Source organism: Colwellia sp. MB3u-8 (genome assembly GCF_014076985.1).
GTDB lineage: Bacteria > Pseudomonadota > Gammaproteobacteria > Enterobacterales > Alteromonadaceae > Cognaticolwellia.
Genome location: NZ_JACGVA010000069.1, coordinates 1 through 23,158, shown reverse-complemented (window position 1 = coordinate 23,158; position 23,158 = coordinate 1). Strand labels below are relative to the sequence as shown.

At 39.4% G+C, this 23,158-nt stretch carries 15 protein-coding genes, 1 pseudogene and 2 riboswitches; of the genes and pseudogenes, 10 read left to right on the top strand and 6 right to left on the bottom strand.

Annotated features, from left to right (window positions below):
• Positions 1-19: 19 nt before the first annotated feature.
• Positions 20-1,135 carry a GGDEF domain-containing protein gene (locus H4J54_RS14585; RefSeq protein ID WP_182191740.1) on the bottom strand — a complete coding sequence of 372 codons (1,116 nt, stop codon included), beginning with the start codon at positions 1,133-1,135 and terminating at the stop codon, positions 20-22.
• 643 nt (positions 1,136-1,778) lie between these two features.
• Here H4J54_RS14585 and H4J54_RS14580 point away from each other — a divergent pair.
• Positions 1,779-2,063: a hypothetical protein gene (locus H4J54_RS14580; RefSeq protein WP_182191739.1), complete on the top strand. Its 285-nt coding sequence runs from the start codon at positions 1,779-1,781 to the stop codon at positions 2,061-2,063.
• 556 nt (positions 2,064-2,619) lie between these two features.
• The gene (locus tag H4J54_RS14575) at positions 2,620-4,311 is read left to right on the top strand and encodes an RluA family pseudouridine synthase (RefSeq protein ID WP_182191738.1); all 1,692 of its coding nucleotides are present in this window, start codon (positions 2,620-2,622) and stop codon (positions 4,309-4,311) included.
• Between the two features lie 315 nt (positions 4,312-4,626).
• Here the strand turns inward: H4J54_RS14575 and H4J54_RS14570 are convergent.
• The 3 genes and pseudogenes from H4J54_RS14570 to H4J54_RS14560 form a co-directional block, all read right to left on the bottom strand.
• Positions 4,627-5,004, bottom strand: a pseudogene (locus tag H4J54_RS14570) (2TM domain-containing protein).
• Positions 5,005-5,244: 240 nt separating this feature from the next.
• Positions 5,245-10,896 (bottom strand): ABC transporter substrate-binding protein, encoded by a 5,652-nt coding sequence (locus tag H4J54_RS14565; RefSeq protein WP_182191737.1) that lies wholly within the window; start codon positions 10,894-10,896, stop codon positions 5,245-5,247.
• A 1-nt stretch (position 10,897) separates the two neighbouring features.
• A complete protein-coding gene (locus H4J54_RS14560; protein ID WP_259366928.1) occupies positions 10,898-11,710 on the bottom strand; it encodes a cobalamin-binding protein in 813 nt (270 codons plus the stop codon).
• A gap of 479 nt (positions 11,711-12,189) precedes the next feature.
• A riboswitch (cobalamin riboswitch) is annotated at positions 12,190-12,385 on the top strand.
• Here H4J54_RS14560 and H4J54_RS14555 point away from each other — a divergent pair.
• The 5 genes from H4J54_RS14555 (at position 12,372) to H4J54_RS14535 (ending at position 16,591) form a co-directional block, all read left to right on the top strand.
• On the top strand, positions 12,372-12,539 hold the full coding sequence (locus tag H4J54_RS14555) for a hypothetical protein (RefSeq protein WP_182191736.1): 168 nt from the start codon (positions 12,372-12,374) through the stop codon (positions 12,537-12,539). It overlaps the preceding riboswitch by 14 nt.
• 8 nt (positions 12,540-12,547) lie before the next feature.
• Entirely contained in the window at positions 12,548-12,781 is a 234-nt protein-coding gene (locus tag H4J54_RS14550; protein WP_182191735.1) for a hypothetical protein, read from the top strand.
• On the top strand, positions 12,778-12,972 hold the full coding sequence (locus H4J54_RS14545; protein WP_182191734.1) for a hypothetical protein: 195 nt from the start codon (positions 12,778-12,780) through the stop codon (positions 12,970-12,972). Before H4J54_RS14550 ends, H4J54_RS14545 begins: the two co-directional genes overlap by 4 nt.
• Positions 12,969-14,486 carry a cobyric acid synthase gene (locus tag H4J54_RS14540; RefSeq protein WP_182191733.1) on the top strand — a complete coding sequence of 506 codons (1,518 nt, stop codon included), beginning with the start codon at positions 12,969-12,971 and terminating at the stop codon, positions 14,484-14,486. The genes H4J54_RS14545 and H4J54_RS14540 overlap by 4 nt, the downstream gene beginning before the upstream one ends.
• Positions 14,487-14,507: 21 nt before the next feature.
• Positions 14,508-14,682, top strand: a riboswitch (cobalamin riboswitch).
• A 55-nt stretch (positions 14,683-14,737) separates the two neighbouring features.
• Positions 14,738-16,591, top strand: coding sequence for a TonB-dependent receptor domain-containing protein (locus tag H4J54_RS14535; RefSeq protein WP_182191732.1), 1,854 nt, complete (start codon positions 14,738-14,740; stop codon positions 16,589-16,591).
• Between the two features lie 124 nt (positions 16,592-16,715).
• Here the strand turns inward: H4J54_RS14535 and H4J54_RS14530 are convergent, their stop codons facing one another.
• Both H4J54_RS14530 and H4J54_RS14525 read right to left on the bottom strand, forming a co-directional pair.
• Positions 16,716-17,819 carry a phosphotransferase enzyme family protein gene (locus H4J54_RS14530; protein WP_182191731.1) on the bottom strand — a complete coding sequence of 368 codons (1,104 nt, stop codon included), beginning with the start codon at positions 17,817-17,819 and terminating at the stop codon, positions 16,716-16,718.
• Positions 17,820-18,135: 316 nt separating this feature from the next.
• On the bottom strand, positions 18,136-18,966 hold the full coding sequence (locus H4J54_RS14525; protein WP_182191730.1) for a LysR family transcriptional regulator: 831 nt from the start codon (positions 18,964-18,966) through the stop codon (positions 18,136-18,138).
• A 239-nt stretch (positions 18,967-19,205) separates the two neighbouring features.
• On the opposite strand from H4J54_RS14525, the gene H4J54_RS14520 reads away from it, so the two are divergent.
• From H4J54_RS14520 to argR, 3 genes are all read left to right on the top strand, one after another.
• A complete protein-coding gene (locus tag H4J54_RS14520) occupies positions 19,206-21,410 on the top strand; it encodes an alpha-ketoacid dehydrogenase subunit alpha/beta (protein WP_182191729.1) in 2,205 nt (734 codons plus the stop codon).
• Entirely contained in the window at positions 21,407-22,498 is a 1,092-nt protein-coding gene (locus H4J54_RS14515) for an ACP S-malonyltransferase (protein WP_182191728.1), read from the top strand. Before H4J54_RS14520 ends, H4J54_RS14515 begins: the two co-directional genes overlap by 4 nt.
• Positions 22,499-22,622: 124 nt before the next feature.
• Positions 22,623-23,102 (top strand): transcriptional regulator ArgR, encoded by a 480-nt coding sequence (argR, locus tag H4J54_RS14510; protein WP_220464113.1) that lies wholly within the window; start codon positions 22,623-22,625, stop codon positions 23,100-23,102.
• The last annotated feature ends 56 nt before the right edge of the window (positions 23,103-23,158 follow it).

Sequence of the window (23,158 nt, the reverse complement as noted above, 5' to 3'; positions counted from 1 at the left end):
AAGGCCTAGGGAATAGTTGTTAAATAACTTTTAAACAGTGTTGATCTTTGCCATTTTCTTTTGCTTTATATAAATATTCGTCAGCTATTTTAACCAGTTTATCACTGGATATTTTAGTACTTTTAGTTTTTAACGCTGCTCCTACAGAGACTGAGGTTTTAATAATTTTGCCATTATAATTCAAGTTGAAATTTGCCACACTGTCGACTATTTCTAAACAGGTTTGTTCGATTTTTTCTCTATTTACACCGTAGAGAATCATTGCAAATTCATCGCCACCTATGCGAAAGCCAATGTCTTCAGTACGACGACATTTGTCATTTATAACGCGAGCTAGATTTTGTAAAACCTCATCACCCACGCTATGTCCGCAAGAGTCGTTAACTATTTTAAAATAATCTGCATCAATAAAAATTAAACCAAGTGCCACATCGTCACGCACGGCAATCGAGTTTAATTTTTCTATTTGCTCTTGAAATGATCTTCTGTTGTTGAGTTTGGTTAATCCGTCTGTTATCGACTCGTTGTAAAGGCGATTGATTAATAAATAATTTTTATAGAGCGTTTTTTGGCCGGCTAGATTAACCATAAGACAAATACCTGCAACAACAATAAAAAGTATCAGCATGAATATTAAGTCGGTTAATGAGTGGCTTAAGTGAATATTTACCGCGGCAAATACGCAGAGAATAATCACAGTGGCTATCGCTGTAGGTTTAATCGGCAGCACCATAAGTAAGCAGCCAAACATTATAATGACCACTAAACCAAGCTGAGCAAATGAAAAACCATGTATGTCAGAAAGATAATAGATGAGGGTGTGATTTAAGCCCACAGCCAAATAGATAAACAACATTAACAATATGTTTGAACGTATCGTTATCGGGGGGTTGAACCAATAAATGAAATTTAAATACAATAAGGGCAGTATCACTAAAACTAGCCTAGATGTTAGTGTTAGTAGGTATATTTCACTGGGAAATTTAACTACATCCATAATGGCAAATGCTAGGTATAAGAACAATCCAGCGATTAAAGCCCCACGCCTAACGTTTAAGCATTGCGACATCAAAAAATGAGAGAACTTCTCGCTATTTTCAGTCTGCTTGTTATTACTCGGAACTGATGTATTCATATAATATAAACTTTAACCCATATTTATAATGCATAGTATTTTTGGTTAATGCGACAAAATCGACTATGTAATAACTTCAAATATTTAAAAATAAAAAATATTATAATGATACTTTTTTAAATCTATTACAATTTGTAACACCTTTATTGCGAGGGTGCAATTTAATGGCACATATAAAACTATGTTTCTAAAGTGGCCAAGTATTATCTACACAGTGTTAAGTGTTTCTAAGCGTTAATGAATGCTAATAATGAGTCAGGCTAGTAGTTAGTTATTTATTAACAACTTAGCCACTTTAGCAATCACTTATTTAACTATTCAGTAGACCTGCATAGTTGTATTTAACTTTCCTTGCTGTCGTTTTTTCGCGGCTAAATCCGTTTGAAATAGTAACTTAACAATGCACTTAAATAAGGCAGATAAAAAACTATTGGCTTGAATTTAAATTTGTGGCCAAAACGAGTCGGCGATAAACATCAATTAACTATATTACAAACTCTATTAGTCAATGGCTGAAAAGTAATGCAAACTAGCCAGTAACTCAAGCGAACTGGTTAATTGCTAGCTTATTTTCATTTCGCTGTATATTTTAGTCAACACAATTAGCCCATTAATGGCGCTATATTTTTTCTGGATAGATATTATGAATTTAGACAAATCAACAAAACGTATAGCAAAAAAAGTTAAGGCAGGTTTTCAGGGCTATCCTCAAATTACCTTGGCATATTTTGGCGAAGCTGAAGATTGTGCGACACAAGTGGTGGTTAGTTTTATCTTAGAAGCCGGTGCTGATGCTCAGGAAGAAGGTTTTTCTAGCAAAGGTGACATCAGAAAAGACGAAACTATTCAAACGACTATAGTAAAAGTTATTGAACGGGCAGAGGCAAAAACGGTGATAGAAGTGGCGGGTGTGGAAAAAATAAAATAACAATAGTGAATTATGATAACTGTTCGCTAGGGTGATATTGCTAAAAGCACGGCTCTTACTTAGGGCTCAGCAATCGGTTAGAGTCAATTTTCAGCTAAGTTAAAGCTAAGTTATAGCAGCACAAGTTAGCCTATATCAGCGCTGCAGGCAGCTTACAGACAAAAACAATGAAGCCCAAGACAACAACTATCTCATTATCATCAAAACAGTTTGCTGTGTGTAATGGCAAGAGTTAGAGCATGTTAGGGTAAAGCTATTTGTTGCAAGTTAATGGCTGCGATAGCCGTTACAGTAGTAGGTTTTAGTGTTCAGCCTTTTACTTAAAAAATTCTTTGCCACAGGTCAATTTTTTATGGCAGCATCAGTAGTGATTTAGCCAGCATTTATCGCTATAACTGCTTGCTAGGCTTTGGAATATCGAACTTGGCCATGCACTGCATAGTCTTTAACATCAATTTATCCAGATTACGCCAGATTAGGTTATTGAGTGAGATAAGGCTGATTATGTTATTATCTTGATTAATTGCCTTATTGAACATTTCATCATTATATTGCCATGACAAATCTTGCCCCTTGCTTTACGTTATTCTCCCAAGCTGTTGACTCTATAACGCTGCCAGAAAAGTTTACTTTCCCCTTTTATTACCAACCACAACCTTTAGCGGTTAAAGCCGTTGAGCAGTTACAGCAACAGCTTGAAATACTGCCACAATGGTTGGGAAAAACAGTAGAAAATGCGTCTGTTGAATCAAAAAAAACCAATGTTGGAAAAATGTTTGGTGTGTTAGTTGTGCAAAACAACCAGCAAGAGTTAGGCTTTTTAAGTGCTTATTCTGGGCAACTTGAGGACAACACTGCGGATATTAACTTTGTGCCCGCCGTGTCTAATATGCAATGGCAAGACGCTGCCTTTTTGGCAGAAAATCGCATCATCAATAATATTAATGCCGAAATTGAGCAGTTAGCGCATAGCGAATCGCTTAGTGTTATTAATAATCAACTGAGTGCGGCGACAGCAAGTTATCAGCAAGAGTTAATAGCGCAGCAAAGTTTAATGGTAACGAGTCGTCAGCAAAGAAAACAACAACGCAGCGAAGCTATTGCTCGACTCTCGGAGCACGACTTTGAACAGTTAAAAATAACCTTAGCTGGGCAAAGCATTCAAGAAAAAAAGCAACTACAAGCGCTAAAGCAATCTTGGCAAGACCAACTCGACTTATTGCAGCAAGCACTAGCGAGTATGACCAGTGAAATTTCCAAGTTAAAAAAACTGAGAAAATCACGCTCGAAAAATTTACAGAAAAAACTTTTTGCTCAGTACCAATTTCTCAATGCTAAGGGCGAGGCTAAAGACTTAAATGCCATTTTTGCTGAGCTACCTGATCATACACCACCGGCTGGCGCAGGCGATTGCGCTGCGCCTAAATTATTACAATATGCTTATCAACATAACTTAAAACCACTCGCTATGGCTGAGTTTTGGTGGGGCGCTGCGCCAAAATCAGCTATTAGACAACACAAAAATTATTATCCGTCTTGTTACAGTAAGTGTCAGCCAATTTTGACTCATATGCTGCAAGGCTTAAAGGTTGATGATAATCCGCTGTTGATCAACCCTGCACTGGGTAAAGAGCTAGCGATTGTTTATCAAGACACAGATATGTTAGTAGTTAATAAGCCAGCCGAATTTTTGTCAGTGCCAGGTAGAAACATTGAAGACTCGGTTTATTCACGTATTAAAAGCCAATTCCCGCAGGCCACTGGGCCAATTATTGTTCATCGTTTAGATATGTCGACTTCAGGTTTGTTAATTATTGCGCTTAATAAAGTAGCCCATAAAGCGCTACAAAAACAGTTTATTGAACGCACCATAGAAAAACGCTATGTCGCTTTGGTTGATGGAAATATTGTCGCAGAAAGTGGCAGTATTGACTTACCTCTGACCTTAGATTTTGATGATAAACCACGGCAAATGGTCTGTTATCAACACGGCAAACACGCGCTAACCACTTGGCGAGTACTTGAACGAAAAAACAACACCACACGACTGCATTTGTTCCCCAAAACTGGGCGAACGCATCAACTTAGAGTGCATTGCGCCCATAAAATGGGCTTGAATAGACCCATTGTTGGCGATGACCATTATGGTTTAAAAGCCAATCGCTTACATTTACATGCCGAGTATTTGTCATTTTGTCATCCAATTAATGAGACTAAGCTAGTGTTTGAAGTCGCGGCTGATTTTTAGTGAGAAATCCGGCATAAACTCTGGGTTTGATCACTGACTAATAAAAGCTAATTAGCCTATAAATCAATAACAGTTAAGTCATAGGATTTGGCTCTATTAGCTTAAATCGTATGGTTGTTAACCGATTAAGTCGAATTGGCTTAAGCTAGAATTCAGCTTAATCGCTCGCTCATGAGAGCGATTAAATAACAGATATCAGATGATATTTTGTACACTTAAGATAAAGCACAAGACCTGCGGCAAATTTTTATAAGCCAAATTTCTGCACACAACAAGTTCACAAACTAAACGGGCATTACTTGATTTTTAGGGGCTTTAGAGTTTTTTACCTAGTCTTTTTTCAATTTGTTTCTTTTCCCAATCAGCACCAAAAAAGCTATATATCTCAAAGACACTAATGCCGTGAGATATTAGCCCTACACCCTAGCCAAACGCCGCCCACCAAGCCCAATAATATCCAGGGCTAGTTAAAAAGTTAACTAAAAATAAAGCTAGAATTACCACGGTATAATTAATCAGGTGACTGTAAAATCCTTTAATGTCTCTAACATGGTCGATAATACGACTTTCTTCTGCACTATAGTTGTCTGAGCTATTCATATTTTCTTTCTCCAGCAATTCATCAAGTTCAATTTCAAAAACAGCAGCAAGAGATTTTAGTGACTCCAAACCTGCTTTTTGGCCACGCTCAATGCGTTGGATAGTGCTGATATTTAAGCCACTGAACTGGGCTAGTTGCTCTTGAGACCATGCTCATTTAAGTCTTAACTTTCGAACCATCATTTACTTCTCCTTGTCACTGTTTGGATTGAATTATTCATTAGTAAATGCGTTTTTACGACGACTTTTAGCCGATAATTTACTGACAGTACCTAAAATTCAATAAGTTATACCTACTGTGTTGTTGGTTTATTAGTTTATTAGTTTGTTAGTTTATGAAAAAATATTAATTTCCTTCAGTAGTTCCGCCGCATCGTCAAATTCATAAACTTCAATTTTTGCCATAATGTCTTTTAGTGCTTGGTGATAGCTTTGCTCTTGGGTCATTGCTAGCAAGGTATGAATGCTATCAATAGCGGCCACATCACAATGTTCTACATCAATAATCAATTGCGCCATAAGTGCTTTGCAGGCGGGCATATTGAAATTTATATCAGCGGGTTCTTGATGTGCTAGTGGTGCTAGTGCAAGTTCAATACGACTAAGTTCATCTTGGCACTGGGTTAAAAGCAGTGGTTTTATATCACGCTGGACAGCGTTGTTTTCTAGCTTTTGGCAAAGCGCGTAAAGTGCTGTTGCGCCAATATTGCCAGCGACACCTTTTAAGGTATGTGCCAGTAATGCTAGGTGAGCAAAATCATGGTTGTTTAATGCCAGGGTAATGGGTCCCATAGCATTGGCATAGTTAGCTTTAAATTTAAGCAGTAAGCGCAAATACAGTGCGTGATTATTTTGTGCTATTGCTAAGCCTGCTTTTATGTCAATGCCGTCGAGTTCAGGAATAGTAATGTGCTGATTTTTATCCGCTAATGGCAGAGCTCTAGCGTTGTTTTTATGCTTTTCTTTATCTAGCGTATTGAGTTTATTTGGCTTGCTAGGTGTTACCCACTGTGCCAATTTGACAAATAATTCATCGGTATTGATGGGTTTGCCAATATGTTCATTCATGCCTGAGTCTAAGGCTTTTTGACGATCGCCCGCCATGACATTAGCGGTCATAGCTATGATAGGTAAATCGATAAATTTTGGGTCTTGACGCAATTCTCGTGTAGTGGTGTAGCCGTCTTTAATGGGCATTTGGCAGTCCATTAACACACAGTCAAAATGTTCATGATTAAGACGCTCTATGGCTTCTTGTCCGTTACTGGAGACCACCACTTCAATACCATGATGAGTTAATAACTCAGTCGCTAACTCTTGATTTATTTCATTATCTTCAACCAGTAATATTTTTGCACCTTGTAAGGTATTTATTGCCAAGGGAGCATCATGTAAAGAAAAATTATACTTAACACTCCGCAGGTTTTCGTGACCTAAAGCGATTAATAGGCTGTCGAGTAAATTAGAAGAAGTTATCGGTTTACAAAGAGTGGAATATTTTTCATCACCTTTAAGTGCTAGCTTTGACATTTTTTGTTTGTTAGGCAGAATATGTAATATGGGTAAACCCATGCTAGCCGCTCGAATTAAACCTAAATCGCTACAGTGTTGATTATCACTGCAATGGATAAGATCGAATATTAAGGCGTCAAAAACCTTGTTTTTGCCTTTTAGCTCAGGTAGTACGGCTCCAACACAGCTATAATGTTCGACTTTAAAGCCCCATGATTTTAACATCCGCTGTAAAATAGCTTTGTAAATTTCATTGTCTGTTACTAAGGCAATTCTTAAACCTTCAATCGAGGATAAGTTCGGTTTGTTAGCCTTAATATTTTCTAACGATTGGCTTTGATAGCTGAGGGTGAAATGAAATTTGCTGCCCTTGTTTTCTTCGCTGTCTAGCCATATTTCACCACCCAATAATTCAACAAGGCGTTTACATATCGCTAATCCTAAACCGGTTCCGCCATATCTTCGTGTTGTTGAGGCATCTGCTTGACTAAAGGATTGAAATAATTTTTCTTGTTGCTGGGCACTCATCCCTATGCCGGTATCACAAACAGAGAACTTTAAGGTGACATTATCGCCATGCTTACTCAGGCATGATAAGTGAATTTTTATTTGCCCTTGTTCGGTGAACTTAGCGGCATTACTGCCAAGGTTAGTTAATATTTGGCTCAGGCGCAGTGGGTCTCCAATAAGGTTAATGGGGACAGTATTTTCAACATCAAAAATCAACTCAGTTTGCGTCTCGTTAAGCTTATCTACTAACATCATACTGAGGTTATCGAGAATATCATCTAAGCAAAAGGGGATGGATTCAATGTCGAGTTTATTGGCTTCAATTTTTGAAAAGTCTAAAATATCATTAACGATACCTAGCAAGGATTCGGCCGCGAGATTGACCTTGGTAATATGATTGTTCTGCTCTGGTGTTAAGTTTGTTTTCAATGCTAACGCTGACATACCAATAATGGCGTTCATTGGCGTGCGAATTTCATGTGACATATTGGCTAAAAAATTAGACTTAGCTTCAACCGCATCTTCTGCTAATGCTTTGGCATGGGCTAATGTTTTTTCGGCCATTTTTTGTTCACTGATATCGACAAAGGTACCTAATAAGCCGCCAGGGCTACCATCAGCCTTTGCAAAGCTTTTTACCCAATACATGGTGGTATGTTCTAAGCCATCGGCGTAGACCAGCGGTATTTCTTTTCGCACCATGCCCATTGAGGCAATAACTGCGGTATCTTCTGTTTGGTAGGCTTTTCGGTCTGCTAATGGCAAATAGGCCAGGTCTAGTACGGTTTTACCAATAATATCCGCTCTTTTAACATTAAAGGTTTGTTCATACGCTTTGTTAACATTAGTAAATTTTGAGTCTGGGTCTTTAACAAAAATGGGATATGGAATGGTATCAGCCAGTGCTTGCTGGAAAAGAGTGTGCTCAGCCAATGCAGCGTCACGGTTTTTTCGTTCGGTGATGTCGCGAATAATGGCAACAATAAAGCGATCATTATGAATATCAACGGCGCTGACGGTTACTTCTGCAGAGAATTCACTGCCGTTTTTGCGTCTACCATTAAGCTCGATGAGCTTTTTCTCTAGGGTAGGTTCGTGCAGTAAGTGGTGAAAAATATGTAAGCTGGTTTCTTCCGGTAATAATCGCTCAATTTTTTCGCCAATAAGCTCAGCTTTTTCGTAGCCAAACATGGTTAATACTTGCGAGTTAACAATGCTGTGTTCTCGATGTTTATCTAACATCAATATGGCATCAGGTGCTGACTCCATTAAGGCGGCAAATTGTGCTTTAGCCGCATTTTTTTGCGTAACATCGATTAACGTTAACCGCACTTCGGTTAATTTATTATCTTCATCATAAACTGGCAGGGCAGACATCATAGTGTCGATAGTTTTTTTGTCATTTATTTTGACTGGAACTTCACACTCTAAAAGCCGAGATTTAGTCTGAAATATTTGGTGCACGTAATGTGCTGGCGCAACAAAGCTTTGCCAATTTAAGGAGGAAAACGTGCCTCTTGGGCGTTTAAACATTTGAGCGAAGACAAAATTGTGTTTAATAAACTGACCTTGAGCGTTTAAGGTCGCATAAGCCACTGGTGCATGTTCATATAACTGCCACATTGCACGCTCGCGTTGCTGTAATTCAGCGGTACGTTGTGCCACGAGTTGCTCTAATTCTGCTTTCGAGTGGCGCATATATTTTGTTGAACGTTGGCCAACCGTGAGTGTAAATACGTTAGACGTTAAGGTTAATAGTAAGGTAATAACAGCAATTAACAGTAATTCATTACGCAGTGAACTGACGCCCCCCATGGCTTCATCTGCATTGATTTCGGTTGCAATACCAAAGCCGTACTGATTGTTCCAAAACCAAGCACCATAAACAGTGACACCGCGATAGTCGTTATAACCCAAGACATTGCTGGAAATTTTATGATCTGTGATCAAGCTAATGTTGTCTGAACGGGCATTATTGACCAGTTGATTTGCCATAAAAGTAAAGGGTAATTGCTCGCTGTTAATCACAGCATCAGGGTTTTGTATGACATTAACTTGTGGGTCTTTAAGGGTGATCAGTTGCTTGTTTTTACTGTGTTCTTGAAAATAGTTTAGTGATGATAATTCAGCATCAAAGCGACTTTTTGAGAGCATTTGGCCTAATCGACTGACTAAGTAGCTTTCGCCTGAGGCGCCAATGCGACCTTGCTGTATAATAGTAGAGATTTGGCCACTCACTTGAAGGCTAATGGATAATGCCGCAATAACCTGCTTTTTTTCATCGAGGATCGGCGTGATCATATACATATTGTATTGATCTATCGTATTGACCGAGTGGCTATTAAGTGAGTGCTTAACACCAGAGTTTATCGAGGTTAAAAAACGACTGTTTCCAGCAAATACAGCAGCGATAATACCGGGGTGTTGTTGGGCTATTAGGTTAATTTTACCTAGGCTGTCATTATTATCAGCGCTAATATTTATAAGATTTTGATTAATAACTGAAAAACCTTGGCTTTCAATGCTCGTTTGGCGTAAGTATTGGCGAATATTCGGCTGTGATTTTGCTGTGATGAGTGTGTCGTGCAACTGAGATTGCAACAGTAAGCTTTTAGTGAGGTTAACTAATGTCTCATCTTTAGCGATTTTTTTTAATAGATTTTCTTGCTCACTTAGCCAATCATTGAGTCTATTTTTTGTTGCTTCAACGACAAATTCGAGGTTTTTTTTGATATTGGCTTGGCTGATTTTTTCATTGTCTTGCAAGGATAAGTAAATAACACTAAAAATAATGACGATATTTAATATCGATACGGTATGGACAATAAAGGGGAATTTTTTTGATGCCATAAAGGAGGCTAGGTGTTGTTGGCTAACTAATCTTGGTAGCAGCAGTGTTGAAAAAATTAATAACAGTGATATTAATACCATGACAAAAATTAATGATGTGCTGCTATCAATGGCAAGTTGTTTAGGAGCAAAGCTGCTTAAGGCATCTTCTAGTAATAGATTGGTGGGGAGGAAAGGCGTATCTATCATGCCCAGTTGATAATAAATCTCAGTTATTTTTTCCATGCGGGTGCGGGCGATTGAGCCAAGAGGAATAAATTTAGCTAAAATTATTTTACTAATTTCGTCAGCTTCAAAAGCTAAGTGGCGATAAGACTTGTCTTGGCTATTATATTTCTCTGCAATTAATTTAATGATTTCTGCTTTATGGTTGAGCGCATATTGCCAACCTTTAATGGTTGCCTGACGCATTGCCTGTACACGTTGAGGGTTGTTTTTTACCTCTGACTCACTGGTGAAAAGATTGTCGCCATAAAAATCAATACCATAGTCTCTTGGGCTAATGGTTAATATATCAATATTGGCTTGGTCAAATTCAAAGGGTTCATTAGTGTCATAAATTAAAATAGCATCGGCTTTACCCGAAATTAACGCTGAAAATTTGTCATTTTGTTCTTGCCAAGTAAAGGCTGACATATCTTGTTCTGCTTGCATAAGCATCGCAGTAATAGGGGCAAAATTTTTCAATTTTGTATCTATCATGATGCGCTTACCCAGCAGATCAAATGGACGGGCAATGCCCGAAGATCTTAATGTGGCGATAGTCGCTGGTGAATGTTGAAATATTTGTGCGACAATAACAACAGGTTTGCCATTATTTTTCGCGACAATTAAACTTGAGTCATTTATGCCATAATCGGCCCTGCCGTCGATGACATAATCTTCAATGGGGCTTGAACCTTTGAATTCTCTTAATTCTACCTCTAAGCCCAATGCTCGATAAAAGCCTTGTTCTTTTGCTGCGTAATAGCCGGCATATTGAAATTGATGCAGCCAGTTGAGTTGAATGGACACTTTATCCAGCTCTTGCCCTAAACCTTGGCCACTAAACATGAAAGATAAGGTACAGACTATGGTGATTAAGCTGTTTTTAATGCTGAAAAAATTTAACATATTACGCGCGTTCGGCCCATTGTTTAATAATGTTGGCTAGTTGTTCAACACCGTCAGTTAATGCTGCGGGTCCGGGCTGTAAAATATCGGTAGAGTTTATCTCATAGATGTCACCATTTTTTATCGCGGGTATTGCTTGCCAACCCGCTCTAGAAGTAACTTTTTCTTGATCAAATTTACGACCACACCAAGAGGCAATGTAGATATCAGGCTGTTTGGCAATAACATCACTGGGGTCTGCCACAATGCGGTTTTTGGCTAAGGACTGGCCGGAAAACTCTTGATAGCAGTCTATGCCACCGGCAATTTCTATTAGCTCACTTACCCAGCCAATGCCGGTAATAATAGGGTCAAACCATTCTTCAAAATAAACTTTTGGGCGCACAGGCAATGTGGCTGCTTGTTGTTTAATTTTGCTTAAATTATTTTGTAAGTCGCTGACTAGCTTTGCGCCTTTTTCTGGTTGACCGATTAAGCCCGATAAGGTGCGAATCATCTGAAAAATTTCACTAACACTGCGATGATTAAAGCAATGCACTTGTATACCTTGTTTGATTAAATCGGCAACAATATCGGCCTGCATATCAGAAAAGGCCAAGACTAAATCTGGTTTTAATGCGACTATTTTTTCTGTTCTTGCGGTGATGTAAGCACTCACTTTGGTTTTTTCTTTTCGCGCACGTTCAGGGCGCATGGTATAAGCTGAAATGCCAATAATGCGATGATCTTCTTCCATCAGATAAAGTGCTTCGGTGGTTTCTTCTGTTAAGCAGATAATTCGCTCTGGCCATTTAGGTTCAGCAACTGGCATCATGTGTTTTCCTTATTGACTCGCTGTGGTCTTATTATCAATTTTGTTACTAGTATTCGTCTTGCTATGAACTATGTCTCGCCATGAGCTAGTTGTTATTAGGCTGAGTGTTTTTTACTTTATCAAAAACAGAGACACAATGATTAATTTTTTAATTAACCTATTGGCACACTCGATGTTTACGCCTGATCATTAAGTGCTTAATGCGCTAAGCTTGTTTGCTATATTTTGCGGCATTATGGGGTAAAACTTAGCTTGAATTGACGCTTTAACGATAAGTTGTTAGTTGTTCAGTTTAACGGCCATGGAGACGAAATAAAGCTAATAAGTTAACTTTTATGCTTAGTAACCCAGTTATATTTCGGTGACATTATGCTGAAAAAGTGAGGATATTTATATTCTTAACAGCCAAGTGAATAAAAAATAAACCTTGCTATTTCGCTCTAGCTGTCGATAATCGCGTCATTAATTAAATAATGTCATATTCAATTTTACTTTTTTATGTTTTGGAAGCGTAATAAAACGAAACTGGGAATGTGGTGAAAGTCCACAACTGTACCCGCAACTGTAAACAGAGCGATATATTAACCACTAAATCTTTTGGCTAAAAGTGATTTGGGAAGGGATATATCTAGATGCTGTAAGTCAGGATACCAGGTGAATTATGATCATTAGTTACCACGTCGAGCGGGTTACTCGGGCATTGGATATTTTATCTATTTTCATTTATACCGCCTCAGTGGTGAAGATGAATTTGCTCGCTATATCGCTAAACCTTATCGACGTTAATCACATATATCGGCCAACGGATGTTTGGTTTGGTACGAGTTAGGCGTTGAAATGTTTGATATAAAAGCTGTTAGTCACCAACACTCAGAAAAAATTCAACCGGTTAAGGTTTGTTATGCGCCTAATCATCTTCATCAGAAGTTACCCTTCAACTCTACTCATTTAATGCTTTTTGCCAGCAAGTTTTTACTGGCGAGCACTTTGTCAGCAAGCATTTTATTGATGACTAAGGTGTTGTTAGCGAAAGTGTTGCTATTGCGCCCAGTAAAGTTACCAAGCAAATGAATAACCCAATGCATCAAGCCATAGTGCCAATGGTTGATTTTTCTCATCTATCTTTTGACCAAGCGGGCTGGCTACACCCAAGCATTGCTAGCATGGTTAATAATGTCGAGTTTATGATGGCAAACTTATCTTTACCACTATCTTTAACATTAAAATGGCCTGAAAAAATTAAGCCCAAGGCTATATTGTGAAAACACTCATGGTGCAAGGGACAACGTCAGACGCAGGAAAAAGCACCTTAGTTGCCGGTTTATGTCGGGTATTAGTGAATGCTGGATATAATGTCGCGCCATTTAAGCCACAAAATATGGCCTTAAATAGTGCGGTAACCAAAGACGGTGGCGAAATTGGCCGTGCTCAGGCTTTACAAGCTATTGCCGCAAAAGTAGAGGCGCGCTTTGACTTTAACCCTATTTTATTAAAACCTAATACTGACACTGGCGCACAAGTTATTGTGCATGGCAAAGCCATATCAAATATGGAAGCTAGTAAATATCACGACTACAAAAAAGTGGCGATACAAGCGGTGCTCGAATCTCATCAACGTTTAGCCAATGATCATGCGGTATTGTTAGTTGAAGGTGCTGGCAGCCCGGCGGAAATTAATCTTCGTGCCCATGATATTGCCAACATGGGTTATGCCGAAGCGGTTGACTGTCCTGTGGTTTTAGTGGCAGATATTGACCGTGGGGGTGTCTTTGCTCACCTTGTTGGTACCTTAGCGTTATTGTCTGATTCAGAACAAGCCAGAATCAAAGGTTTTATTATCAACCGGTTTCGCGGCGATATAAGCCTACTTGAATCTGGCTTAGATTGGCTTGAACAACGCACAGGTAAACCCGTGTTAGGGGTTTTACCTTATTTACATGACTTAGCGTTAGACGCCGAAGATGCCGTAGCGCTTGATAATAAAGTCACGCAAGCCAAGGTGAAGATTTTTGTGCCCTTGTTGCCACATATGAGCAATCATACCGACTTTGATCCGCTGCGCTTACAACCGAATATCGACTTACAATACATTAGAATAGGTCAGTCGTTGCAAGGGGCTGATTTAATTATTTTACCGGGCAGTAAAAATGTTATTTCTGATTTAAGGTTTTTAAAGCAACAGGGTTGGCAGCAAGAAATTGAGCAGCACTTACGTTACGGTGGAAAGTTGCTCGGTATTTGTGGTGGTTATCAAATGTTAGGTAAGCAAATTTTTGACCCTGAGCATATTGAATCGCACATTGAAGAGATTTCTGGCTTAGGCTTATTAGACTTCACAACGACCCTAACGCAAGAAAAATCCTTAAGCCAAGTATCTGCCACCATGAGGCTTAATGGCGAAACCTGTCAGTTAAGTGGTTATGAAATACATTGCGGTGTTTCTACCGGCCCAGCGTTAAATGCGCCACTACTTAACATTCATTATCAGCCAAGAAATAAAGCACAGAACATGCCTGAGGGCTGTATTTCCAATGACGGACAAATTATTGCCACCTATATTCATGGTTTTTTTGATTGTCCAGCGCCGACCCAACTCGTGCTGAATTGGCTGGGTATAAAAGATATAGCACAAGCCATGGTTGATATTAATCAACATCGAGAAATACAACTTGAGCGATTAGCTGATGTCTGTCAGCAGCATTTAGCTATGGATAAAATTTACGACATTATTAATCAAGGTGTCGATACGCCGAGTAATAAGCTGTCAACTCAGTAACACGAAAAATTTAAACAAGCGACAGTAACTGAACACTTTAGTGACTGTTTTACATCGTAAGTTCGAGGGAAGAAAATGAAATTTTTTCACTGCCCCCGCAACGGTAATCATAGTGTTAAGCGTTTTATTTATATAAATATATATCGATAGAAAGCTTGGCCATGTTAGTCCGAGCACTTTAACTTGCATAATTAAACTGCGCTTAAGCGCGGTAATACCAATGGTGCGGAGGGCATCGTTAATGAGGTCATATGAACATTAAACAAAACAATTTTTTCAAAAAATCACTATTATCACTTGCCGTTATCAGTGCTATGTCAACAGCTTTTGTCGCTTCAGCAAGCACCGAAAGTAAGGCAAAAGATGTTGAAGTATTAACCGTAACGGCAACCCGTACACACCTAAATATTGACGATGCGCTGACTAGCCAAGTGGTTATTACACGTGCAGATATCGAGCTAGCTAACCCAATTTCATTTTTAGATTTATTATCTACAGTACCCAGTATTGATATTGCCACTAATGGCGGTAGAGGGCAAAACGCCTCAATTTTTATGCGTGGCACTAACTCAGATCATACCTTAGTACTGATTGATGGCGTGCGAGTGAGTTCTGCTACATCGGGCGGCACAAGTTTAAATACCATTTCGCCAGAGATGATTGAGCGTATCGAAATCGTGCAAGGCCCACGTGCAGCATTGTGGGGCTCAGACGCTATTGGCGGTGTTATTCAAATATTTACTCGTCAGTTATCAGCGGGAGAGTTGTTTGCCGGTGCTAGTTTTGGTACTGACAACTATCAAAAATATAAAGCTGGCGCAGGTATTAGCCATGGTGACGGCCAAACGACTATCACCATCAGTAAAGAAGAAAGTGATGGTTATGATGTTCAAGAAGGCGCTGAAACTGATGACGACGGTTACGACTTTACCTCAGTTGCGATTAGGGGCCAGCAAAAAATTACGGAAGATTTTTCAGTAGAGTGGTTGTTATCAAGTGATAGCGGCGACAATGAATATGATGGTTATTATAATGGCTCTGACTTTAACAATCATGCGTGGTTAGTTCGTGCCAATTATGCTACCCGTATTAAAGGTGTAAATAACAACACCGTTTTTTCTGTTGGGCAAAGTCGTGACAGTATCGACAGTTTAAGCGATGGCCTTTCACAAGGGGTTTTTGAAACCCGTCGTAATCAATACTCGATTGTTAATAACAGCCAACTTTCTGATAATCTGCAAGTTAATATTGGTGTTGATTATTATCAAGACGATGTCTCTAAAAGTAGCATTGTTTTTGACAAAGAAGAAAGAGACACCACAGGTGTTTTCGCCCATAGCTTATATACTGAAAATGCATGGACATTTGAAGCAACATTAAGACACGACAGTGTTGAAGATGTTAACTCAGAAAATACTTATAATTTCGGCGTCGGTCATAGAGCTGATGAAGATACTCGCGTGGTACTTAATTATGGTACTGGCTTTAAAGTGCCGACTTATAATGATTTATTCTACCCAGGTTTTGGCACGCCAACACTTGATTCAGAGCTTTCTGAAACGGTAGAGTTGTTTTTCGAAACAAAAATTGCTGAAGTTAACACCAGTGTTAGCTTATACCGTTCAAAAATTGATGACCTAATTGGTCAAAAAGATGGTGTGGCAGCAAATTTCGCAAAAGTTGAAATTAATGGTGTTGAACTCTCAGCCAACTATGCTGGCTTTGGTGGTATGCATGACGTTAATCTTTCTTATACGGATGCCGAAGATCAATCGACAACAGATAATACTGGCCGCTTAAGCTATGAGCAGCTTATTCGTCGCGCAAAAGAAAAATTCAACTATAAATTTGTCACCACAGTGAGTGCAGTAGACGTTTACGCAGAATATCAATTTGTTGGTGCAAGAGAAGATGCCGTATTCGGCATTGGTAAGGTTGATTTAGCGAGTTATCAATTAATTAACCTAGGGCTGAACTACGATGTATCTCAAAATTTTAGCGTTTCTTCTCGTCTTACTAATTTATTAGATAAATCGTATCAAACAGCGAGTAGCTTCAACAGCCAAGAACGCGCACTTTATCTGGGTATTACTTATCACAACTAAGTTGTATTGACCTGTCGGGGGGTTATTATTGCTTAGCGCTTTTGAAAGAGCTTTTTAAAGCGTATTGAAATAGCCCTGTAAATAAAAAAGGGACCCTCTATAACACTAGGGTGCCTTTTTTATATTATGCGGGTGTGTTCGATGTGGGCGCTGATAATACTATTTTAGTTAATAATGCTTCTTGTTGGCAAAACAAGCGATAAAGCTGTAATTGATTTTTTGCTCGGACTAAATTGTGGCTGGCGTAAGTGGTTTTAAAGTACTGATCACCATTTAAAAAGTCAGTTAAAAATCGAATACTGAGCATAAACGGCATCAATTTAATGCCAAGGATTAAACTTCTGCGTTCAATTTCGCTGAGCGAGCCATTAAAACCTTCAATGTAGGCGTTGGTTAACGCGGTTAATATCTCAAAATTAAGGCTCATATTATCGAGTTCAGGGCTATCTTCGGCAATTGACGGACAACAGCTGCGTACCATATCGCCAAAATCATGCATCACATAACCTGGCATACAGGTATCTAGATCAATCACCGCAACAGGCTGGTTGGTTGCTTTGCTAAAAAGTAGATTGTTAATTTTAGTGTCGTTATGGGTAACACGTAAGGGCAATTTTTTAGTGATGTCAGCGATACTGTCGATAAAAGTTTGCTGAGATTGAATAAAGGCAATACTTGGCTGAGCAGCTACTAATAGTGTATCTGCCGCGCTTGCTAGTGCTTGTTGAAATTGTTTTATTCGTATGGATAAGTCATGAAAATGTGCAATGATTTCAGCTAATTCTGCACTGTTAAAATCACTAAGTGCGGCAGTAAACTGTGCAAAGGCGCGGGCGACTACACTGGCTTGCTCGACGCTAGTTATTGACTCTAAGGTATAACACTGAGGAATATAATGCAGGCTACGCCAATATTGCCCTTGTACTTTAACATGGTTTTTATTATCTATGCTGCGCAGCTGATAAATCGGCGTTAAAGGGTAGCTCTTATTGTCAGACTTAATTTTTAAGTGTGCGCTAATCAGGTCGGCATTATCAGTTACTTGCCGCGGTACATTAAACACTTGTTGATTTAAATGTTGTAAAACAAAATTTTTATCAAGCGTTTGCACTAGGTAAGTGTTATTGATCAGGCCATTGCCGAGCAAAGTGATTTTGCAATTTTCTATAGCATAACCAAATTGTGGTAATACCTGTGCGAGTAATTTATGCGGTAAGGCTGAAGTCATAGGATGTTTTTTATTGACAATAAGGCGCTATAAATACGCGAAATCTTATCACTATAAAGCGTTCGACATATTAAGCGTTCGACATATAAACAGTCGAAATGTTAAGTTATCGACATATTAAGAGATAGTCGCCAAGATGAAAAGTGTTCTTTTGCTATTAATGTTTGAGAAAAAAGAGGCCAAGCTAGCGACAGATAACTTTTTGCATTGATATTGCCTTTATATTAGCCGTGCTTTACCTCCTGCAGTTCTCATTCTTTTCTCCCTGTGAGATGTTTTTTTATTTTTACAGGCAGAAAAACACAGGTAACCAAGGCTAGTGTGCATGTTTTCGCGCTAAACGCTTTAAATTATCGATAGCTTCAGATGATTTTGTATAGGCGAGGACAATTTCTCTGGTCAGTTGTAAGCCAACTATCGGTCTAAACACTACGTCACTGCGCTTAATAATTTCACTATGTGCCGGTAAAAATGCACAACCTAAACCGGCATGTACCAAACCCAGTGCATAATCTATGGTGGTAATTTTTGCTCGCACATCAAGACTAATACCCGCCAGCGCTAAAGTGTCTTGTAAGTTATTCCAAGCACTGCAAGGTGTGCGTTGAATAAAAGGTAAGCCATCGAGTTGCTTTAACGTTACGGTATCCTTGAGTGCTAATACGTGATCGTAAGGCAATACCAGCAAGTAGTCTTCTTGCCACATCTTGATATATTGTTCACTCTCATGGAGTTCGTCTTTTAAAATAATACGCGCATCAACTTTATCGGTATGAGGGACTAAGGTCAGCTCAACCAAAGGATTGGCTGAGGTAAAATCTTTTAATAGCAGGCTCATGCGCTCAACACCTAAACCTCGGGTTACGCCTAAGTTAAACGGCTGTTTATCGGTTTTTTCTGAAAACACATTTTTGATTGCCCCCGCTTGTCCTAGCAGTTGCTTGGCTAACGGAAAAAGTTTTTCCCCTTGCTCTGACGGCGTTACACCACGTGCATGACGAATAAAAAGTTGCACACTAAGTTGTTGCTCTAATTGTGCGATTGCTGCCGATATTGACGGTTGGGCAATGAAGCAGGTTTTTGCCGCCGCACTAAAGCTTTTTAACTCGTAGACGGCAATAAAATAATTCAGTGATTTTAAATCCATAATAATCTTGGTTACTTTAGTGTTGTTATCGGTACTGTCATAGGTAACGTTATCAGAAGCGGTATAGGAAAAAACTATAGCAGATAAAGGAAAAGAATATTTTAACTTTGGCTGATTTTTGCTTATTATTTTTGTACTTTGTTTTGCATGCCTTTTTTTAGCTTTTGTTTGATAGCTTAAATCGTCTGGCAACACTAATTTTAAACTACAACCATAATAACTATCCCCGTGGAGATATGATGTCTGATCGCAATCAATTGGTGAATGAAAATTTTATCAATTTTGTTCGAGCACGAACTTTACCTGAATCAAGTTGTGCTTTAAGCCCTAATGATGTTGGACTAAGTTCAGCTGAAGTGATTGACTTATTTGAAACGCAAGTCATGAGTCGCCACCTTGATTTACAGTCACGCGTGATGCAGAAAAAAGGTCAAAGTTTTTATACTATTGGTAGCTCTGGCCATGAGGGTAATGCCGCTTATGCCAAGGCATTTCGCCCAACAGATATGGCTTTTTTACATTATCGCAGTGCCGCGTTTGTTATACAGCGTAGTAAGCAAGTGCCCGGACAAACCATTTTATATGACATGTTATTGTCATTTGCGGCCTCAAAAGATGACCCTATTTCTGGTGGTCGTCATAAGGTGCTTGGTAGTAAAGCACTCGCTATTCCGCCACAAACTAGCACCATAGCTTCACATTTACCCAAAGCTATGGGTGCTGCTTTTAGTATTCCGCTAGCCGAGCGTTTAGCCCATCAAGGCGAAATTCCAAACGATGGCGTGATTATTTGTAATTTTGGCGATGCATCATCGAACCATTCCACTACACAAGGGGCAATTAATAGCACAGCTTGGGCAGCCTATCAGTCGATTCCTATGCCGATTGTTTTTGTCTGTGAAGATAACGGCATTGGTATTTCAACCGCAACCCCAGAAGGTTGGATTGCGGCTAATTATGAAAACAGAGCCGGTTTAACTTATCTCTATTGTGATGGCTTGAATATTTTAGATACTTACCAAACCGCCAAAAAAGCTGAACGTATTGCTCGAGAATTGCGTAAACCGGTGTTTTTACATATTCGCACCGTGCGTATACTGGGCCATGCGGGGTCTGACGCTGAGTTTGTTTACCGTGATATGGCGGATATTACCGCAACAGAATTTCAAGACCCGCTATTACACACGGCGCGTATTATTCTAGAAAACAATCTGTTAAATCCAGAAGAGCTGATTGAAATTTACCAAGATGTTGAAAGTCGTATTGCGGTGATTGCTGAAAATGCCGCTAGCAAAGACAAGCTGACGAGCGCTGAGGCGATAATGGCGAGCATTGTACCTCAGGTGCATAAAGCACCAAGTTCAATCGCGGTGAGCGAGGAAACGCGCAAAGAAATTTTTAAGCATGAACAACATAATCTGCCTAAAAAACAGCATTTAGCAAAATTGATTAATTGGACCTTGATGGACTTGATGGCTGAATACCCTAATATTGTGATGTGCGGTGAAGATATTGGCAAAAAAGGTGGTGTTTATAACGTGACGGCTAAACTATGCGAACGTTTTAGCAAGAACCGAGTGATCAATACCCTATTAGATGAGCAAACGATTTTAGGTACCGCGATTGGTTTAGCGCATAACGGGTTTTTACCTATCCCTGAAATTCAATTTTTGGCTTATGTGCATAACGCGGAAGATCAAATTCGTGGTGAAGCGGCCACCTTGCCATTTTTCTCCAATGGCCAATTTACTAACCCTATGGTGATCCGCATTGCGGGTTTAGCTTACCAAAAAGGTTTTGGTGGTCATTTTCATAATGATAACTCTTTTGCTGTATTTCGCGATATTCCTGGCTTGATCATCGCTTGTCCGTCAAATGGCGCAGATGCGGTTGAAATGATGCGCGCCAGTGTGCGCTTAGCGCAAGAGCAGCAACGCATGGTGATATTTTTAGAGCCGATAGCCTTATACATGGCGAAAGACCTACATCAAGAAGGTGATGGCTTATGGACTTTTGAATACCAAACGCCAGCATTGGCAGACAAGCGCATTGATTTAGGCGTTAAGGTTGCCGGCTCAGGTAAGCAAGTGTGTATTTTAACTTATGGCAATGGCAATTATTTATCGCGCCAAGCACAAGCAAAACTAGCCAAGCAGGGTATTGAAGCGCGCGTGGTTGATTTACGTTGGTTAGCACCGCTAGATGAACAAGGTATTTTGGCGCAAGTAAATGCTTGTGAGCATGTGCTTATTGTCGATGAATGTCGTCAAACGGGCTCAATTAGCGAAGCCTTAGTGACCTTAATTCATGAACAAGCAAGCAAGATCGCTAAAATTAAACGTGTTACCGCCAGTGACAGCTTTATTCCTCTTGGCGCGGCGGCTTATGAAGTGTTGCCGTCGGTGGAAAATATTGTCGATGCTGCCAAGGAGATTTGCCAATGAGTTCGTCAGTTAAAAATAGCGCTGAAACAAGCGTCAAAAAAAAGCATAACAGCAAGCAAAGAGCGGTAGTTATTTGTCCTGGCCGTGGTACCTACAATAAAGAAGAATTGGGTTATTTGCAGCGTTTACATAGTGATAAAACTGAAATAATTTCATTGATTGATGATTTTCGTGAGCGCCAAGGACAAATAAAAGTCGCTGAACTTGACGGTATGGAAAATTACAGCATGCGTACACATACGGCTGGCGAAAATGCCTCTGCGCTTATTTATGCTTGTGCGCTAGCCGACTTTCAAGCGATTAATAAAGACCAGTTTGATATTGTTGCGGTGACAGGAAACTCTATGGGTTGGTATATTGCGTTAGCGGTTGCCGGCGCTTTAAAGCCAGATAAAGCTATCGAGTTAATTAATACCATGGGCTCGATGATGACAAAAGGGCTTATTGGCGGGCAAATGATTTACCCGATCATTAACGAAGATTGGCAAGTTGATCCAGCGCAAGAGCAAAAAGTAATGCAATGGTTGGCACAAGCCAATCAACAAAGTGATTGTGAAGTTTATCTGTCAATTAAGCTCGGTGGCTACCTTGTTTTTGGTGGTAATAAAGCGGGTTTAAAAGCCTTAGAAAATTTACTGCCTGTGATGCAAGACCGCTACCCTATGCATTTGTTTAACCATGCGGCTTTTCATACGCCGCTGCTTGATGAAGTGTCAAAACGTGCGATGTCGTTAATGTCAGCTGAACTGTTTAATGCCCCTGAAATACCCTTGATTGATGGTTTAGGACAGGTATGGCAACCTTATAGTTGTGATGCTGAGCAGTTATATCACTATACGCTTGCTACCCAAGTGGTTGAGCCTTATAACTTTTCAAAAGCGATAGAAGTGGCCATTAAAGAGTTTGCGCCAGATAAGCTGATTATTTTAGGCCCTGGTGCGACCTTAGGTGGCGCTGTAGCGCAAAGCTTGATCAGTCATCATTGGCTTAACTTACAAAGTAAGGCTGACTTTATCGCTCAGCAAAAACAAGATCCCTTTATACTCGCTATGGGTTTAGCAGAACAACGTACAAAGGTTTTAACATAAGCCTTATTTCGACAGATATTATTGGAAGATAAGTAGCGTTTACAATTTTTGTGTAAAATAAAATAGCCGAAAAAATATTTATTTTATACAATAGACAAAAGCAATTTCCGTTTCGAGTTAATTAATGATCACAAGCCGTAAAAAAAATGAAGCAGAGTTAGTACTCGCGTTTAAAGCATTACTAAAAGAACAGTGCTATGGCTCACAAAGTCAACTTGCTGAGGCATTAGCCGAGCAAGGCTTTAAGAACATGTCGCAGGCGAAAATTTCGCGCTTGTTATCTAAACTTGGCGCAGTGAAAATGCGAAATGCGAATGATCAAGTGGTCTATATTCTGCCAGATGAGTTAGCCGTACCCAAATCAAAGCAAGCTATTCAATCTGTGGTGATGAGTGTCAAACATAATAATATGCAGATTATTTTAAAAACAGGGATTGGTGGCGCACCATTAATTTCAAGAATGCTAGATAGTTTAGGTGAATCAACCGGTATTTTAGGTACGTTAGCAGGTGACGACACCATATTTATTGCACCAACAGATATTACTCGTATTGATGAAATAACCAGAGATATCAGTTTGTTGTTAGGTGTTTCAACCCAATAGTTTTAAGCTATCAGCTATCAGCTATCAGCTATCAGCTATCAGCTATCAGCTATCAG

Excerpts from the sequence above, each read along its gene's own strand:
- H4J54_RS14545 (WP_182191734.1), top strand. The coding sequence starts at position 12,778 with ATGAATAACCCAATGCATCAAGCCATAGTGCCAATGGTTGATTTTTCT.
- H4J54_RS14515 (WP_182191728.1), top strand. The coding sequence starts at position 21,407 with ATGAGTTCGTCAGTTAAAAATAGCGCTGAAACAAGCGTCAAAAAAAAG.
- H4J54_RS14580 (WP_182191739.1), top strand. The coding sequence starts at position 1,779 with ATGAATTTAGACAAATCAACAAAACGTATAGCAAAAAAAGTTAAGGCA.
- H4J54_RS14550 (WP_182191735.1), top strand. The coding sequence starts at position 12,548 with ATGTTTGATATAAAAGCTGTTAGTCACCAACACTCAGAAAAAATTCAA.
- H4J54_RS14560 (WP_259366928.1), bottom strand. The coding sequence starts at position 11,710 with ATGATGCCAGTTGCTGAACCTAAATGGCCAGAGCGAATTATCTGCTTA.
- H4J54_RS14555 (WP_182191736.1), top strand. The coding sequence starts at position 12,372 with ATGATCATTAGTTACCACGTCGAGCGGGTTACTCGGGCATTGGATATT.
- H4J54_RS14530 (WP_182191731.1), bottom strand. The coding sequence starts at position 17,819 with ATGACTTCAGCCTTACCGCATAAATTACTCGCACAGGTATTACCACAA.
- H4J54_RS14585 (WP_182191740.1), bottom strand. The coding sequence starts at position 1,135 with ATGAATACATCAGTTCCGAGTAATAACAAGCAGACTGAAAATAGCGAG.
- H4J54_RS14525 (WP_182191730.1), bottom strand. The coding sequence starts at position 18,966 with ATGGATTTAAAATCACTGAATTATTTTATTGCCGTCTACGAGTTAAAA.
- H4J54_RS14535 (WP_182191732.1), top strand. The coding sequence starts at position 14,738 with ATGAACATTAAACAAAACAATTTTTTCAAAAAATCACTATTATCACTT.
- argR (WP_220464113.1), top strand. The coding sequence starts at position 22,623 with ATGATCACAAGCCGTAAAAAAAATGAAGCAGAGTTAGTACTCGCGTTT.
- H4J54_RS14520 (WP_182191729.1), top strand. The coding sequence starts at position 19,206 with ATGTCTGATCGCAATCAATTGGTGAATGAAAATTTTATCAATTTTGTT.
- H4J54_RS14575 (WP_182191738.1), top strand. The coding sequence starts at position 2,620 with ATGACAAATCTTGCCCCTTGCTTTACGTTATTCTCCCAAGCTGTTGAC.
- H4J54_RS14565 (WP_182191737.1), bottom strand. The coding sequence starts at position 10,896 with ATGTTAAATTTTTTCAGCATTAAAAACAGCTTAATCACCATAGTCTGT.